Source organism: Kitasatospora sp. NPDC054768 (assembly GCF_053612025.1).
Genome location: NZ_JBSHBN010000200.1, coordinates 1 through 15814, shown reverse-complemented (window position 1 = coordinate 15814; position 15814 = coordinate 1). Strand labels below are relative to the sequence as shown.

The 15814-nt window shown below is 75.1% G+C and carries 14 protein-coding genes and 1 tRNA gene; 10 read left to right on the top strand and 5 right to left on the bottom strand.

Features of this window, described 5'->3' with window-relative positions:
- Positions 1–96 precede the first annotated feature (96 nt).
- A tRNA-Leu gene (locus ACWGKU_RS36575) sits at positions 97–180 on the top strand.
- 443 nt (positions 181–623) lie between these two features.
- Positions 624–839, top strand: a complete 216-nt coding sequence (locus ACWGKU_RS36570) for a DUF6243 family protein (RefSeq protein ID WP_452181097.1) — start codon at positions 624–626, stop codon at positions 837–839.
- 266 nt (positions 840–1105) lie between these two features.
- Here the strand turns inward: ACWGKU_RS36570 and ACWGKU_RS36565 are convergent, their stop codons facing one another.
- The 4 genes from ACWGKU_RS36565 to ACWGKU_RS36550 all read right to left on the bottom strand — a co-directional run bounded on the left by ACWGKU_RS36565 (position 1106) and on the right by ACWGKU_RS36550 (position 4618).
- Positions 1106–1375 (bottom strand): hypothetical protein, encoded by a 270-nt coding sequence (locus ACWGKU_RS36565; protein ID WP_452181096.1) that lies wholly within the window; start codon positions 1373–1375, stop codon positions 1106–1108.
- Positions 1376–1594: 219 nt separating this feature from the next.
- Positions 1595–2908: a hypothetical protein gene (locus tag ACWGKU_RS36560; RefSeq protein WP_452191728.1), complete on the bottom strand. Its 1314-nt coding sequence runs from the start codon at positions 2906–2908 to the stop codon at positions 1595–1597.
- Positions 2908–4128: a hypothetical protein gene (locus tag ACWGKU_RS36555; RefSeq protein WP_452180313.1), complete on the bottom strand. Its 1221-nt coding sequence runs from the start codon at positions 4126–4128 to the stop codon at positions 2908–2910. The genes ACWGKU_RS36560 and ACWGKU_RS36555 overlap by 1 nt, the downstream gene beginning before the upstream one ends.
- A gap of 34 nt (positions 4129–4162) precedes the next feature.
- On the bottom strand, positions 4163–4618 hold the full coding sequence (locus ACWGKU_RS36550) for a hypothetical protein (protein ID WP_452180314.1): 456 nt from the start codon (positions 4616–4618) through the stop codon (positions 4163–4165).
- Between the two features lie 247 nt (positions 4619–4865).
- Between ACWGKU_RS36550 and ACWGKU_RS36545 the strand changes: the two genes are divergently transcribed.
- Both ACWGKU_RS36545 and ACWGKU_RS36540 read left to right on the top strand, forming a co-directional pair.
- Complete coding sequence (locus ACWGKU_RS36545) at positions 4866–6086, top strand: sensor histidine kinase (RefSeq protein ID WP_452180315.1); 1221 nt, start codon at positions 4866–4868, stop codon at positions 6084–6086.
- On the top strand, positions 6083–6775 hold the full coding sequence (locus tag ACWGKU_RS36540; RefSeq protein WP_401051204.1) for a response regulator: 693 nt from the start codon (positions 6083–6085) through the stop codon (positions 6773–6775). The genes ACWGKU_RS36545 and ACWGKU_RS36540 overlap by 4 nt, the downstream gene beginning before the upstream one ends.
- 70 nt (positions 6776–6845) lie before the next feature.
- On the opposite strand, the gene ACWGKU_RS36535 is transcribed toward ACWGKU_RS36540, so the two are convergent.
- On the bottom strand, positions 6846–8276 hold the full coding sequence (locus ACWGKU_RS36535; RefSeq protein ID WP_401051206.1) for an amidase: 1431 nt from the start codon (positions 8274–8276) through the stop codon (positions 6846–6848).
- Positions 8277–8428: 152 nt separating this feature from the next.
- On the opposite strand from ACWGKU_RS36535, the gene ACWGKU_RS36530 reads away from it, so the two are divergent.
- The 6 genes from ACWGKU_RS36530 (at position 8429) to ACWGKU_RS36505 (ending at position 15706) form a co-directional block, all read left to right on the top strand.
- The gene (locus tag ACWGKU_RS36530; protein ID WP_401051209.1) at positions 8429–9058 is read left to right on the top strand and encodes a TetR/AcrR family transcriptional regulator; all 630 of its coding nucleotides are present in this window, start codon (positions 8429–8431) and stop codon (positions 9056–9058) included.
- Positions 9059–9223: 165 nt separating this feature from the next.
- Complete coding sequence (aroA, locus tag ACWGKU_RS36525; protein WP_452180316.1) at positions 9224–10471, top strand: 3-phosphoshikimate 1-carboxyvinyltransferase; 1248 nt, start codon at positions 9224–9226, stop codon at positions 10469–10471.
- Between the two features lie 44 nt (positions 10472–10515).
- Complete coding sequence (locus ACWGKU_RS36520; RefSeq protein ID WP_452180317.1) at positions 10516–11562, top strand: RNA ligase family protein; 1047 nt, start codon at positions 10516–10518, stop codon at positions 11560–11562.
- A 176-nt stretch (positions 11563–11738) separates the two neighbouring features.
- On the top strand, positions 11739–12791 hold the full coding sequence (locus ACWGKU_RS36515; protein WP_452180318.1) for an alpha/beta hydrolase: 1053 nt from the start codon (positions 11739–11741) through the stop codon (positions 12789–12791).
- Between the two features lie 253 nt (positions 12792–13044).
- The gene (locus tag ACWGKU_RS36510) at positions 13045–13956 is read left to right on the top strand and encodes an AurF N-oxygenase family protein (RefSeq protein WP_452180319.1); all 912 of its coding nucleotides are present in this window, start codon (positions 13045–13047) and stop codon (positions 13954–13956) included.
- 58 nt (positions 13957–14014) lie between these two features.
- Positions 14015–15706: an FAD-dependent oxidoreductase gene (locus ACWGKU_RS36505; protein ID WP_452180320.1), complete on the top strand. Its 1692-nt coding sequence runs from the start codon at positions 14015–14017 to the stop codon at positions 15704–15706.
- Positions 15707–15814: the final 108 nt, after the last annotated feature.

Here is a 15814-nt window from a genome sequence, read left to right as displayed (position 1 = left end):
CCGCACCCCCGCGTGCGGGGCGGCGGCCGCCCGTTCGCCCGGGGGTGGTCGGAGGCACCCCACCAGATGGTCTATAGTTTTCCTCATCACCCAGATGCGCGGGTGGCGGAATAGGCAGACGCGCTGGATTCAGGTTCCAGTGCCCGAAAGGGCGTGGGGGTTCAACTCCCCCCTCGCGCACAGCGAACGGCCGGTCGATCTTCGGATCGACCGGCCGTTTTGTCGTCCGGGCATGCGTCGAGGCCGTCCCTCGACCGTGTCGGGTCGGTGGCGTTGTGGCCGGTCGGATGTGGCTCTCAGGGTGGGGCGGGATGGGCGCCCGGTGCTCTGGCGGTGACGGAGCCGGGCGGTCGGTCCTGTGGCCGAGGTGTGCCGTCAGGCCGCCGACGGGTTTCCGGCAGGAAGCAGCCGGCTCCGGGCGGGCGGCGAAGGCCCGGCCGACGCCGGGGGAGCGAAAAGGTTGGTATGTGGGGTCGACGGACCCGGGTAACGTTCTTGTCGTGTTCTTCCAGACACCGATTTACGAGTGAGAGCGTGACGGGCTCCTGTCGACGTCCTTCGACGTCGCCGACCGTCCCCTATCGATGAATCCGTAGATCACTTCACATCATTGACCGGAGACCCTGACCGTGAGCAAGAACATCAACAACCCCGTGGGCATGGGGGGCGGCCAGCGCAAGAGGCTGTCTCGCGCCGAACGGCAGAACAACGGTCCGCACCGCAACCTCGACCGCCAGGGTGCGGCCGACCAGAAGGCGGAGCTGGTGCGAAGGATGCGCGACAAGACGGGCACGGCCGAAGGCGCCGCGCAGGCGGGCGACGACGCCGCACAGAGCTGACGCACCGCCGCCGCAGGGGCGCGGGGCAGGGCCCGGACCGCGACGTGCGGTCCGGGCCTCCTGCCAGTGGAGTCAGGTTCCCGTGGCTGACGAGCCGGGCGACGGCGGGTTCGACCGGGGGTCGCCATCGCTGGTGCGCCCCCTGCCTCGTCGGTGCCCCACACAAAGAACGGCCGGTCGACCTCGCGGTCGACCGGCCGTTTCGTCATTCCAGGGACCGGATCAGGCCCGCCCCGGAGCCCGCACCTGCGGTGGTGCGGGGTTCGTCAGCCCTGCTGCCAGGTGGCGCCGGAGCCGGTGAACGAACCGGTGACGCCGTTGTCGTCGGCCCAGATCCAGAAGTCGGCGTGCTCGACGCCGTCGGGGCCGACGTGGGACTCGACGGCCGCGAGGCCGGCGCCGTTCTCGTTGGCGGTGAAGAAGCCCTTGCCGTAGTTCGCGTCGATGCTGCCGTGGGCCGAGGCCAGGCCGGCGGCGCCGATCACGAGCGGGACGGTGAGGGCGCTGACGGCCAGGACACGCTTGAGGGCACGCATGATGGTCTCCTCCAGGGAGTACGGGGTAACAGTTGGCAGCGCCGGTCGGCCCTGCCAGAACCAGACAGCCATGCCCTGCCAGCCCCCGCAATCGGCGCCGCAATCCGAACAGACCTCACGGACCGTCAGACACACCGCTGCGACCTGCGGAAATGGCCGATCGGGTGATCGTATTGAGGGATCGTTCGGGCGGAGCAGGCGCCGTCCGCCGTCGAACCGTCAGGACTTCCAGACGATCACGTGGGCCGCGACCGGCTCGCCGGCCGCGTCGAGCTCGACGGCGTTCCCGGCGACCACCCCGGCGTCGTTGACGAACAGCGCCTGGGCGTACGGGCTGAGCGGGGACGGCGGGAGCGGCACGGCCGTCCCGTCGGGCCTCCACAGCAGGGCCGTGGTGCGGTTCCAGTCCGGGCCCTGCGCCTCGCCGACGGCGGTTCCCGCGCCGTTGACCGCCATCGCCTCGCTCTGCCGGCCCGCCGGGCCGTCGAGCAGGGTCTGCGTACCGTCCGGGTTCCAGCGGGCGGCGAAGGCGGAGCGGTGGCTGTCGAACGTCGCCCCGACCACGGTGCCCGCGCTGTTGACGGCCCTCGTCCGACCGTAGCCGGCGTCGCGGACGGCGCCGCCGGGAGTCCACACCAGCACCCGGTCGAACTCCGTGCCTCCGGTGCGCCGCCCGTGACCGAGCACCACGCCGTCGTCGGTCATCCCGTCCACCCGGGCCCCGTCGAGGCCCGGCGGAAGCGGGAGCGCGGACACGGCGCCCGCCGGGCTCCAGAGCACCGGGGTCTCCTGGGAGCGGCCGTCGCCGAGGCTCCGCTCGGAGGTGCCGGCGACGACGCCCGCGTTGGTGACGGCGGCGGTCGAGCCCGCGGTGTCGCCGGGCAGCAGCGGCAGATCCACCCTGGTGCCGTCGGCCCGCCACTTCAGGGGCTTGGACCGGTACGTGTCGTCGTACGAGCCGCCGGCCACCACGCCGGCGTCGTTGACCGAGGACGCGCTGCCGCCGCGGACACCGGCCGGCAGCGCCAGCGCCGTGGCGGTCCCGTCCGGGGCCCAGCGGACCGGGTGGTTGTCGGACATCGTCCGGTAGGAGAGCCCGACCACGGTGCCCGTGCCGTTGAGCCCCACCGGGCGGCTGGACAGGTCGCCGGTCAGCGGCGCCAGGACGGTGTAGCCGAGATGGTCGGGATGCCAGCGCACGGCGCGCGGGGTGAACTGCCCGGAGACGTCCGCGTAGTACTCGCCGACGACGGCGCCGTCGCGGCTCAGGCCCCGCGCCAGGCTGTAGGCGGTGCCCGGCGGTTCGGGAAGGAACCGCGGGGTCGGCAGCGGTGCGGCCGGAGCGGCCGCCGTGGCCGTGGGCACCGGGCCGAGCAGCAGGGCGGCGGACGCGGCGGTGGCGACGAGGGTCGCTGCGGCGACGAGGGCCGCGGGGCGCGGGGGACGCGAGCCGGTCGTCCGGCGGACTCCCGTCCCGTCCGTCGCGTCCGTCCTGTCGAGGTCGAGGTCGAGGTGGAGGCGGGCCGCGGCCATCAGGGCTTCCAGATCATCGCGCGCGGGAGGTCCTGCGCGTTCGGCGCGTCGTACCAGGTGGCATCCCCGGCGATCACCCCGGATTCGTTGACGAGGAGGGCCCGGGCGTAGGGGCCGAGCGAGGACGGCGGGAGCGGCACGGCCGTGCCGTCGGGCCGCCACAGCACCGGCGTGCGGCGGTACGGGGTCGGACCCTCCGCGAAACCGACGGTCGTGCCCGCGGCGTTGATCGTGCTCGCCCAGGCCTGCCGGCCCGCCGGGGCGTCGAGCAGCGTCAGCGTGCCGTCCAGGGTCCAGCGCGCGGCATGCTCGGAGCGGTCGGCACCGAACGTCGTTCCGGCGATGGTGTTCGCGTTGTTGACGGAGCTCAGCCGGCCGTAGGCGACGTCCCGGGCGGTGCCGTTCGCGTCCCAGGCCACCACCCGGTCGAACTCGGTGCCCCCCGCGCGCCGTCCTTGGCCGAGGATCACGCCGTCGTTGGTGATCCGGACGACCCCGGCCGCGTCGATCCCCGGGGGGAGCGGAAGCGCCGTCACGTCGCCCGACGCGCTCCAGACCACCGTCCGGGTCCGGGACTCGCCGCCGACGGACCCCGAGGACCAGCCGATGACGAAGCCCGCGTCGTTGATGAACGAGGCCGAGCCGGTGCCGTCGCCGGGCAGCAGCGGCAGGTCGACCCGGGTGCCGTCGGCCTGCCACTTCAAGGGCTTGGACCGGTAGCCGGAGTCGTACCAGCCGCCGATCACCACACCGGCGTTGTTGATCCTGGACGCGCTGCCGCCGCGGGCTCCGGCCGGCAGCTCCAGCGCGGTCGGGGTGCCGTCCGCCGCCCAGCGGACCGGGTGGTTGTCGGTCAGCGTGGCGAAGGAGACCCCGACCGCGACGCCCGAAGCGTTCAGGGAGCCCGGGCGGGTGGCGACCTCGCCGGGCAGCGGTTCCAGGGTGGTGACGCCGGACCGGTGGGCGTTCCAGCGGAGCGCGCGCGGGGCGAACCGGTTGGGGATGTTCAGGTAGGTCTCGCCGAGGATGTCGCCCGCGTTGTTCAGGTCGTACACCGAGCTGAGCGGGGCGGCGTTCGCGGGCAGTGGCAGCAGGTGCGGGGTCGGCAGTGGTGCGCCCGGGTCTGCCGCCGCGGCCGTGGGCACCGGGCCGAGCAGCAGGGCGACGGCCGCCGCGGCGGCGGCCGGGGCGGCTCTGCGAAGGGTGGGGGAACCAGCCATCCGGAAACTCCTGTCGTGTCAACGATCAAGTGGATCAAGAGAGTTGATGCTCCGTCGGATTCGGGTCGGTCGGGTTCCCGGTCCGACGGCCAAGTCTCATCCACGGTCGGTTCGTTGGCAGGGCGATCGCCGAATCGGCCGGAATCACACCCCTTTTGGGCGCGTCCGCGGGGTGGCGGCGGAGCGGTTCCGAACGGTTTGGGGCGGTCTCGTGCGATGTCGGACGACTGTGGCGGGTGCCCTGGCGGCGGGTGCCCGGGCGGCCGTCCCGACCGGACGGGCCGCCGCCGGGCCCCCGGGCGTACACCGTGAAGGAGGTCAGGCCGGCGGGCAGCGCCCAGGCCCCGGCGCTCCGGATGGACACCTTGTAGCGGTGCGGGCCGTCGTCCCGCTGGACGGGTGCGGCCTGGGCGGCCGTCGCGGCCAGCGCCGCGACGGTGGAAGCGGTCGCCACAAGGCCTTGTCGGAAGAGCTTTTGATTGATCGTCATTCATGCGATGGTCTGGAACTCCGGCGGCCTGGCGGCGGCTTCGACCCGTATTCACGCGAACGGGTGGTCGCGATCCGGTCGAGTTCGCGGCGACCACCGCCGCCCCCCACCGACCCCTCGCAGACCCCCCGTCGACCCCCACCGGCGACCGCCGATGTGCCCCCGACGGGTCGCCGGGAGAGGCCGCCGGAGCTCCTCCCTCGATCGGGGGAGGGCGGGGGCGAGGAGGCCGGTGATACTGGCGAACATGATCAAGGGAATGCGGTTGCTGCTGCGCAGGTCGACGTACACGGGGGTGCTGTTCGCGGTACTCGGAGCGCTGGCCGGGCTGCCGGTGGCGATGGTGGCGCTCGGGATGACGCTCGGGGTGTCCGGGCGGCCGGACACGGTCTGGCTGGCGCTGCCGCTGTGGGTGCTGCTGCTCGCGGTGGCCGGGCTGCCCCGAGCGGTGCGCCGGGTGCTGGCGGCGGGCGCGCGGCGACTGCTGGGCGTCGCGGTGCCCGCCCCGGTGAAGGGGGCCACGGCGGAGCGCTGGCGGACGCCGGCGTTCGTGGTGGCGCACGTGGCGCTCGGGTGGACGGTGCTGATCGGCGGCAGCACGCTCCTCGTGATGGGGATGACGCTGCCGGGACGATGGGTGGAGGGCTCGGCCCGGGTCAGCCTCTTCGGCTGGGGCGTGGACGTGACCGGCGTCTGGTCGTGGGTCATCGGGGCGCTCAGCCTGGTCCTCGCGGCGGTGCTGCTCGCCGGGGCGTCGGGGGCGCTGCGGTGGCTGGCACCGCGACTGCTCGGACCCTCGCCCGCCGAGCGGCTCGCCCTGGCCGCCGAGCGGGAGCGGCTGCTGGCCGAACGCAACCGGCTGGCCCACGAGTTGCACGACTCCATCGGGCACACCCTGACCGCCGCCACCATCCAGGCGGCCGTCGCGGGGGAGGTGCTCGCCGACGACCCGGCGGCGGCGCGGGCCGCCATGCGCAGCATCGAGGAATCGACCCGGGCCGCGCTGGAGGACCTCGACTACGTGCTCGGCGCACTGCGCGAGGAGCAGACCGGCACCGCCCCGACCCGCACCCTCGCCGACCTGCCCGAGCTGATCGACCGGCTGCGGCACGCGGGCGCCGTCGTGGCGCCGCGGACCACGGGGGACCTCGCGCAGGTGCAGGGCACCCTCTCCCGGGCCGCCTACCGGATCGTCCAGGAAGGGCTGACCAACGCGCTGCGGCACGGCACCGGCGGTCCGATCGAGCTGCGGGTGACGGCGGGACCGGAGGAACTGGAGCTGACCGTGGTCAACGGGACGGCGGGCGCGGCCGAAGGACCGGGCGCGAGCGGCTTCCCGACCTCCGGGCACGGCCTGCCCGGGCTGGCCGAGCGGGTGCGGCTGCTGCACGGCGAGTTCGAGGCCGGCCCGGACGGCGACGGGCAGTGGCGGCTGGCGGTCCGGCTGCCGATGCGGTGGTCGGCGTGAGCGGCGCAGGCCCCGACGCGGGCGCGCCGTCCGACGTCACCGTCCTGATCGCCGACGACGACCCCCTCACCCGCAGCGGCCTGGGCACCCTGCTCGGCGCCCAGCCCGGCATCACGGTGGTCGGGAAGGCCGCCGACGGCATCGAGGCGGTCGAGCAGGCCCGGCTGCTGCGGCCGGACGTGGTGCTGATGGACGTGCGGATGCCGCGCCGCAACGGCATCGACGCCACCCGCGAACTGCTGCGGGAGCACGCCGACCCGCCCAAGGTCGTGGTGATCACCACCTTCGAGAACGACGCCTACGTCACCGCCGCGCTGAGCGCCGGCGCCAGCGGCTTCGTGCTGAAGCGGCGGCCCGTCCCGCAGATCGCCGAGGCGGTGCGGGTGGCGGCGGCGGGGGAGGCGGTGCTGTTCCCCGCCGCGCTGAGCCGGATGGTCGCGGCCCGGCCGCTGGACTCGGCCGAGGCGCTGCCCCGGGCGGCGCTGACCGGGCGGGAGGAGGGCGTGCTGCGGCTGATGGCGACCGGACTGTCCAACCCGGAGATCGCGCAGGCGCTCGCCGTCAGCCAGGAGACCGTCAAGACGCACGTGGGGAACGTGCTGGGCAAGCTCGGCGCGCAGAACCGGACCCACGCGGTGGTGATCGCGTACGAGAGCGGGTTGGTGGTGCCGGGGCTGCCGGGGGCGTAGCCGGCGGGGCGGGCGGGGGCGCGGCCCCGGAGCCGCCACGGCCCCGGAGCCGCGACGGCCCCGAGGGCCGCTACCGCACGGGGTCGATCGGGGTGAGGGTGCCGAGGCGGTCCTCGACGGCCTGGGCGGCGGCCAGGCACAGGTCCTCCCGGAAGGCACGGCCGACGAGCTGGACGCCGGTGGGCAGGCCGTCCGCGGCGAGGCCGGTGGGGACGGCGACGGCCGGCACGCCGACGAAGCTGGTCACCGAGCACAGCCGCATGGCCGAGTCGACCCGGTCGCGGCCCGCCTGGTCCCGGGACTCCAGTCCGGGCTCGACCGGCGGCTCGGTGAACACCGGGCCCAGCAGCAGCGGGTACTCGTGCAGGAACTCCGTCCAGGAGCGCCGGATGCTCATCCAGACGCTCATCAACCGGATCAGGCCGGGGGCGTCCACGGGCCGGGCGCCGCGCATCATCAGCTCGATGTAGCGGTCGCCGCCCTCGCCGAGCAACTGCCGCACGACGGGCCAGCTCGGCGCGAACTCGGTGACGGCGAGGCGGTGGTAGGCGTCGAGCGCCTCCTCCATCCGCGGGACGTCGGGGACCTCCCGGACGTCGTACCCGGCGTCGCGCAGCGCGTCGGCGGCGGTCTCGACGGCGCGGCGGACGGTGGGGTGCACCCCGTGGCCGCCGTGGCTGCCGTGACCGCCCGGATCGGCGACGACGGCGACCTTGATCGGGGCGGCGAGCGGTTCCCCGTACAGCGGGACGGGCACGGCGCGCGGGTCGCGCGGGTCGGTGCCCGCCAGCGTCTCGTAGGCGAGCCGCAGGTCGGCGACCGTACGGGCCAACGGGCCGTCGGCGACCAGGACCTGGGAGGCCGGGCCGGGGTCGTCCGGGCCGATCAGGCGCTGGTCGGCGGGGAACCGGCCGGTGGTCGGATTGAGGGCGGCGACCCCGCAGAAGGAGGCGGGGACGCGGACGGAGCCGCCGGAGTCGTTGCCGAGCCCGAGCGGGGCCATGCCGGCGGCGACCGCCACGCCGTCCCCGCCGCTGCTGCCGCCGGGGGTGCGGCGCGCGTCCCACGGGTTGCGGGTGTCGCCGTACAGCTCGCTGCGGGTGTGCATCCCGGCGAGGATCAGGGTCGGCAGGTTGCTGTGGCCGATCGGGATCGCCCCGGCCGCGCGCAGCCGGGCCACCGGGACGGCGTCGGCGGCGGCGACGTGGTCGCGGAAGCGCGGGCTGCCGAAGGTGGTCGGCACGCCGGCGATCGGAGTGCACTCCTTCACGGTGAACGGCACGCCCGCGAGCGGACCCAGTTCCTCGCCCGCGGCCCGGCGGCGGTCGGTCTCCCGGGCGGCCGCGCGGGCCCGGTCGGCGAGCAGCTGGGTGACGGCGTTCAGGTACGGGTTGACCTCCGCGATCCGGGCCAGGTGGTCGTCCACCACGTCCAGTGCCGACACCTCGCCCGTGCGCACGGCGGCGGCGAGTTCGGTGGCGGGCTTGCTCCACAGGGGCATGGGAGTTCTCCTCGGCTCTCCTCGGCCTGGTTCCGATGCGACCGCATCGGAACGGAATCACCATAGTCCGGAAACCGATACGCTTGCATCGAATAAAAACGAGGACCGACGAGGGCGAACGAGGACCGAAGGAACGCGGAGGGAGACCGGGGATGCCCAAACAGGTGGACCACGAGGGCCGGCGCCGGCGGATCGCCGAGGCGGTCTGCCTGCTGGTGGACGAGCACGGGCTGGAGGGCGTCACGCTGCGGGACGTCGCCACCCGGGCGGAGGTCTCGATGGGAGCCGTCCAGCGCTGCTTCCGCACCAAGGAGGAGATGCTCCTGTTCGCGCTCACGCACATCGGCGCGCGGGTCTCCGAGCGGGTGCGGAGCCGGCTCGCGGCCGGCCCGGCGCAGTCGGCGGCCAGCGAACTCGGACTGGTGGCGGGCGAGGTGGCGCTGCTGCGCGAGGAGCACCGGGCCGAGGCCAGGATCTGGCTCGCCTTCGTCGCCGGGGCCGCCGTCAACCCGGCACTGGCGGCGACCCTGCGCGGCAGCTACGCGGCACTGGAGGACCTGATGGTGCGGCTGGTCACGGAAGCCGCCGGCGGGGCGGCCGTCGGCGGATCGGTGATCGGCGGGGCGGCCGCGGGCGGGGCCGTCGTCGCACGGACCGAGGCCCGCGCGCTGCTCGCCCTCGCCGACGGGCTCACCACGCACGTGCTGGTCGGGCACCGGACGGTGGGGGAGGCGGAGGAGGTCCTGCACGCGCACCTGGCCGGGCTCTGGGCGCGCTGCTGATCCGTCGCCCGCCGATCCGTCGCCCGCCGATCCTTCGCCCGCTGTTGTCGCCCGCGTCACCGTCCAGTCCGTGGAAGGCCGGCGAACGCGGCGGCCGGGTGCGGCAGGATCGGGCCCGACGTCACCGGAGACGCCTGTCGGACACTCGTGTTGGGAGAGCCTGCCGTGACCGCTGTGGAGATCCCGGGATCCAAGTCCATCACCGCCCGGGCCCTGTTCCTGGCCGCCGCCGCCGAGGGCGTGACCACCCTGCGCCGCCCGCTGTCCTCGGACGACACCGAGGGCTTCGTGCAGGGCCTGGACACCCTCGGGTACCGGATCGAACGGACGGCCGACACCTGGCGGGTGGAGGGCCGCCCGTCCGGGCCCGCCGTGCCGGACGCCGAGGTGTACTGCCGGGACGGCGCCACCACCGCGCGCTTCCTGCCCACCCTCGCCGCCGCCGGCCGCGGCACCTACCGCTTCGACGCCTCCGCCCAGATGCGCCGCCGCCCGGTCGCCCCGCTCACCCGGGCGCTGCGCGAGCTGGGCGTGGACCTGCGGCACGAGGAGGCCGAGGGGCACCACCCGCTGACGGTCGTCGCCGACGGCGTCCGCGGCGGTGAACTCGCCCTGGACGCCGGGCAGTCCTCGCAGTACCTGACCGCGCTGCTGCTGCTCGGCCCGCTCACCCGGGACGGCCTGCGGATCACCGTCGCCCGGCTGGTCTCCGCCCCGTACATCGGCATCACCCTGGCGATGATGCGCGACTTCGGGGTCGAGGTGAAGCGGGAACGGACCCCCGCCGGCGAGGTGTTCGAGGTGCCCGCCGGCGGCTACCGGGCCGCCGACCACCCGATCGAACCGGACGCCTCCACCGCCAGCTACTTCTTCGCCGCCGCCGCCCTGGCCGGCCGCGAGGTCACCGTCCCGGGCCTCGGCCGGGACGCGCTCCAGGGCGACCTGCGGTTCGTGGACGTGCTGCGGCGGATGGGCGCCCGGGTGGACATCGGCGGCGACCGCACGACCGTGGCCGGCGACGGCCGGCTCGGCGGGATCACCGTCAACATGCGGGACATCTCCGACACCATGCCCACACTCGCGGCCATCGCCCCGTTCGCCACCGGCCCGGTGCGGATCGAGGACGTCCACAACACCCGGGTCAAGGAGTGCGACCGGCTGGAGGCCTGCGCCGACAACCTGCGCGCGATGGGCATCACCGTGGCCACCGGGGACGACTGGATCGAGATCCGGCCCGGCACCCCGCGCCCGGCCGAGATCACCACCCACTCCGACCACCGGATCGTGATGTCCTTCGCCGTCACCTCGCTGCGCACGCCCGGCATCACCTTCGACGACCCGGGCTGCGTGCGGAAGACCTTCCCGGGGTTCCACGAGGCCTTCGCGGAGCTGCGGGCGGCCTGGGGGATCTGACCCCCGCCGGCCGCGCGGCGGGCCCGGCGGCGAGGATGCCGTTCGTGTCCGAGACGGTTTTCGAGACGGAGTCAGACGGGCCCGAGCTGCGGCCCTACCCCAAGATCCCCGCGCGCGGCCGCTCCGGCGGGCCCGGCAGCCGGGAGTGGACCGCGGCCGAGAAGGTGCACGGGGCGCACTTCGCGGTGGTCTGCGAGGGCGGTTCGGTGCGGGCCGCGAAGCGGCGTGAACTGCTGGACGACGAGGGCCTGGACGCCTTCTTCGGCGTCAGCCGGATCTGGCCCGAACTGTCCGTCGCGGCGGCCCGGTTCGCCGCCGCGGTGCGCGGGACCCGGGACGGTGCCGCGGTGCGCGGGGACGGCGCCGCCGCGGTGACGATCTACGGGGAACTGGCCGGCGGCCGCTACCCGCACCCCGGGGTGCCCGCCGCCCCCGGGGTCGACCCGGTCCAGACCGGCGTCTGGTACGCCCCCGGCCTGCGCTGGCTGCCGTTCGACGCCACCGTCGAGACGCCCGAGGGCCGTCGGTGGATCGCCGACCGCACCCTGCGCACGGCCGCGCGGGCCGCCGGGCTCACCTGCGTGCCCCTGCTCGGGCACGGCCCCCTGGCCGCCCTGCACGACCTGCCGGTGCGCTACCCCACCCGGGTGCCCGCGCTGTTCGGCCTGCCCGAACTGCCGGACAACCTCGCCGAGGGGTACGTCCTCAAACCCGCCGGCGAGTGGCACGAGTCCGGCCCGGCCCGTCCGCTGGTGAAGGTGAAGCAGCAGGCCTTCGCCGAGGACGACCGCTACGACGGCGCCCGCCCGTACCTCCCCCCGCCCCGGGGTGCGGCCGGCGTCCCGGCCTGGCTCCTCGTCCAGGCCTCCGCCCTGCTCACCCCCGCCCGGGCCGCGGCCGCCGTCGGCAAACTGGGGCCCCGTACGGCCGCGGACGCCGTGGCCGAGGAGATCGCGGCGGACGTGGCGGAGGAACTCGCCGAGGCCGTCGGCGGGTTGGAGGCGGACGTGCTGGCCGCACTGCGCCGGGCGCTCGAACCGGGCGCGCGCACGCTGGCGTCCTTCGACGCGCAGGACCGGCGCGGCGCCTGAGCGGGCGGGCCGACGGCGCGCGGCGGGGTCGAGGGCGGGTTCAGGCGGTGTCCAGGAGGCTTCCACGTCCGGTGGGAGGGGCCCATCATGGGCTCCCGGTTCCGGCAGAACCGCCCCGACACCGCCCCGACACCGCCCCGACACCGTTCCGGGGCTGCCCTCAGGAGGCAGAAGAGATGACGATCCCACCGCCCGTCCGGATCCAGGCCGCCGTCGTCCGCGCCGCGTACGCCCTGCCGGAGGGCCTGCGGCGGGCCATCGCGGGCAAGCCGGTGGTCCGCGACGGGCAGACGCTCGCGCTGGACGCGCAGCTGATGCTCAAGCTCCAACGGCTGTCCAAGGCGGCCCTGGTGATGCCGGGCGGGGTCGGGTCGTCGCGGGCCGCGATGGAGCACGCGCGGCACCTGGTGGGCGGGCCGCAGGACCGTGCGGTGGCCGTACGGAGCGTCGGCATCCCGCGGGAGCACGGCGAGCTGGCCGCCACGCTGTACACCCCGGACGGGCTGGCGACGGGCTCCGGCCTGCTGGTCTTCCTGCACGGCGGGGGCTGGGTGGTCGGCAGCCGGGCCAGCCACGACCACGTCGCCCGCTTCCTCGCCCGGCGGGCGCGGGTGCGGGTGCTGTCGGTGGAGTACCGGCTGGCGCCCGAGCACGTGTTCCCGGCGGCGGCCGAGGACGCGCTGGCCGCCCTCGACCACGCCCACGCCGAGGCGGCCGACCTGGGCGCGGACCCGGAGCGGATCGCGGTCGGCGGGGACAGCGCGGGCGGCAACCTGGCGGCCGTCGTCGCCCAGCAGGCCGTCCGGCGGGGCGGGCCCGCCCCGGTGTTCCAGCTGCTGCTCTACCCGGCGACCGACGCCTCGGTCCGGCACCCCTCGCGCGGGCTGTTCGCCGACGGGTTCTTCCTGACCGACGCGGACATGGACTGGTTCGCCGACCGCTACGCGCCCGCGCCCGCCGACCGCACCGACCCGCGGCTGTCGCCGCTGCTCGCCGAGGACCTGACCGGCCTGCCGCCCGCGTACATCGGCACTGCGGGCTTCGACCCGCTGCGCGACGAGGGCGAGGCGTACGCGCGGGCGCTGCGGGAGGCCGGGGTCGCGGTGAGGCTGAGCCGGCAGCCGGACCTCATCCACGGGTACGCCAACTACCTCGGCATCGGGGGCCGCTTCCGGGAGGCGACGGCCGAGGCGGCGGAGGCGCTGCGGCAGGCGATCGGCGAGGCGTAGCGCGTACGGCGCAGCGGCGCGGCCGGCGCAGCGGAGGGTACGGCGAAGGGCGGGACCCCGTGGGCGGGTTCCGCCCTTCGGCGCGCGGCGGGACGCACCCGGGGCGGGCACGGACGGGCAGGGGGCGCGAACCATACGGCCGCGCGCCGGGTCGTTGCCGCACAGGGGGTTCTCGGCGACCGACTCTTATTGTACTGTCCGTCTAATAAGCGGGTGAGCGGGAGCCCGCGGAGACAGGCACCTGGAGGCAGCCATGGCGCTCACCCGGCAGACGGGGCACGGCCACACCGAGGCCGACGACGACGTCTCGAAGCGGCTGCTGGAGTCGGCCGCCACCCTCTCCTACGACCCCTCGACCGAGATCGACTGGGACGCCCCCCTCCCGGAGGACCACTACGGCCTCAACCCGGAGTGGAGCACCCTCTACGGCACCCGGCTGTGGGACGAGATGACCGAGCGCCAGCGGGTCGTGCTCACCCGGCACGAGGTCTGCTCGATCATGAACACCGGCATCTGGTTCGAGATGATCCTCCAGCAGATGGTGCTGCGCGACCAGTACCTCAGGAACCCCGCCGACGCCGCGTTCCAGTTCGCGCTCACCGAGATCGCCGACGAGTGCCGCCACTCGATCATGTTCGCCCGGGCCTGCGCCAAGATGGGCGTCCCCGCCTACCGCCCGCACAAGCTGATCGCCCAGGCCGGCCGCGCCTTCAAGGCGCTCGCCAAGGGCGAACTCTCCTACGGCGGCATCCTGGTGGCCGAAGAGGTGCTCGACGTCATGCAGCGCGACTGGATGCGCGGCGAGAACGTCCTGGAGATCGTCCGCGGCACCTCCCGGATCCACGTGGTCGAGGAGTCCCGGCACATGAAGTTCGCCCGGCAGGAGATCCGCGAGCGGATGCGCCACGCGAGCCCCGCCCGCCGGCGCGCCTCCGCCACCGGCATCGCCGTGGGCGCGTACGTCATCGTCACCAGCATGGTGCACCCGGGCGTCTACAAGGCCGCCGGGCTCGACGTGCAGCGGGCGCTCGCCGAGGTGCGGGCCAGCGAGCACCGCAAGGCGATGATGCGCACCAGCTCCCGGCACCTGATGGCCTTCCTCGCCGAGACCGGACTGCTCACCAGCCGCTCGGCTGCCGTCTACCGCCGGGTGCACATGCTCTGACGGACCGTCGCCACCAAGCCGCCCCATCCCCCACGCGCAGCGAGGACCCCACCCGGCCATGGCCTACGCGATCACCCGGACCTGCTGCAACGACGCCTCGTGCGTGTCCGTCTGCCCGGTCAACTGCATCCACCCGACCCCGGACGAGCCGGAGTTCGGCACCACCGACATGCTGTACATCGACCCGCGGGCCTGCATCGACTGCGGCGCCTGCGCGGACGCCTGCCCGGTGGACGCGGTGTACCCGGTCGACCGGCTGCGCGGGCCCGACACCGTGTTCGGCGACCTCAACCGCGACTGGTTCCGCGACCACCCCAGCGACCACGCCTGGGGCGCGCCCAGCTTCCCGCGCAGCCTGCCGGACGAGCTCGGCGCGCTGCGGATCGCGGTCGTCGGCACCGGCCCCTCCGCCGGGTACACCGCGCAGGAACTGCTGCGCGGCACCAGCGCCGAGATCACCATGATCGACCGGCTGCCGGTCACCGGCGGCCTGCTGCGGCACGGCGTCGCGCCCGACCACCAGTCCACCAAGCGGATCGCGGAGAGCTTCGCGAGCGTCTTCCGCGACCCCCGGCTGCGGATGCACCTCAACGTGGAGATCGGTACGGACCTCACCCACCAGGAGCTCGCCGCGCACCACCACGCGGTGGTGTACGCGGTCGGCGCGGCCGCCGACCGACGGCTCGGCGTCCCCGGCGAGGACCTGCCGGGCAGCCTGCCCGCGACCGCCTTCGTCCGCTGGTACAACGCCGAACCGACCGTGCCCGCCGACGCGGTGGAGCTGTCGGCCCAGCGCGTGGTGGTGATCGGCAACGGCAACGTCGCGGTGGACATCGCCCGCATCCTGCTCACCGACCCCGACCGGCTCGCCGCCACCGACATCGCCGACCACGCCCTGGCCGCGCTGCGCCGCAGCCGGGTCCGGGAGGTCGTGCTGCTCGCCCGGCGCGGGCCCGGACAGGCGGCGTGGACCAGGGCGGAGTTCCTGGCCCTGCGGCAGCTGCCGGGCGTAGAGGTGGTGGTCGAGGACCACCCGGAGGTGCGGGCGGCGATCGAGGCGGCGGTGGCGGAAGCGGGATCGGGGTCCGGTGCGGAGTCGGGCACGGCGGCGGGAGCGGGGCTGCTGGCCGGGCTGCCGCTGGTGCCGTTCGACGGGTCCGCGGAGCCCGGGCCGGGGCGGCGGATCGTGCTGCGGTTCCTGTCGGCGCCGGTCGAACTCTCCGGGGACGGGCGGGTCGAGGCCCTGACCGTCGAGCGGACCACCCCGACGGCGGACGGCCGGGTCGAGGGCACGGGGGCGACGGACGTGCTCCGGGCCGGGCTGGTGGTGCGCTCGATCGGACACCGGGGCGTACCGCTGCCCGGGCTGCCGTTCGACGAGCGGGCCGGGACGGTCGCGCACCGGAACGGGCGGGTCGTCGACCCGGCGACCGGCCGGCCGCTGCCGGGGACGTACGTGGTGGGCTGGGCCAAGCGCGGGCCGTCCGGCGGGATCGGCGCCAACCGGGCCTGCGCGCGGGAGACCGTGGACGCGCTGCTGGACGACGCGGCCGCCCGGGCGCTGCCCGTCCCGGAGGCGGGCCGCAAGGACTTCGAGCGGCTGGTGCGTCACCGGCGGCCGGACGCGGTGGGGCTGCGGGAGCTGCGGGCGGTGGAGCGCGCGGAACGCGAGCGCGGCGAGGCCGAGGGGCGGCCCCGGGTGAAGCTCGCCAGCGTGCCCGAGCTGCTGGCGGCGGGGCGGCGGCGGTAGCGGGAAGGACCCGGGGCCTGGGCGGGAAACCCGGGAGCCTCGCCGGGGAGAACTCACGGGCCGTGCCGGGACAATGGGGAGGGCACGACGTGCGCAGGAAGTCGGGTC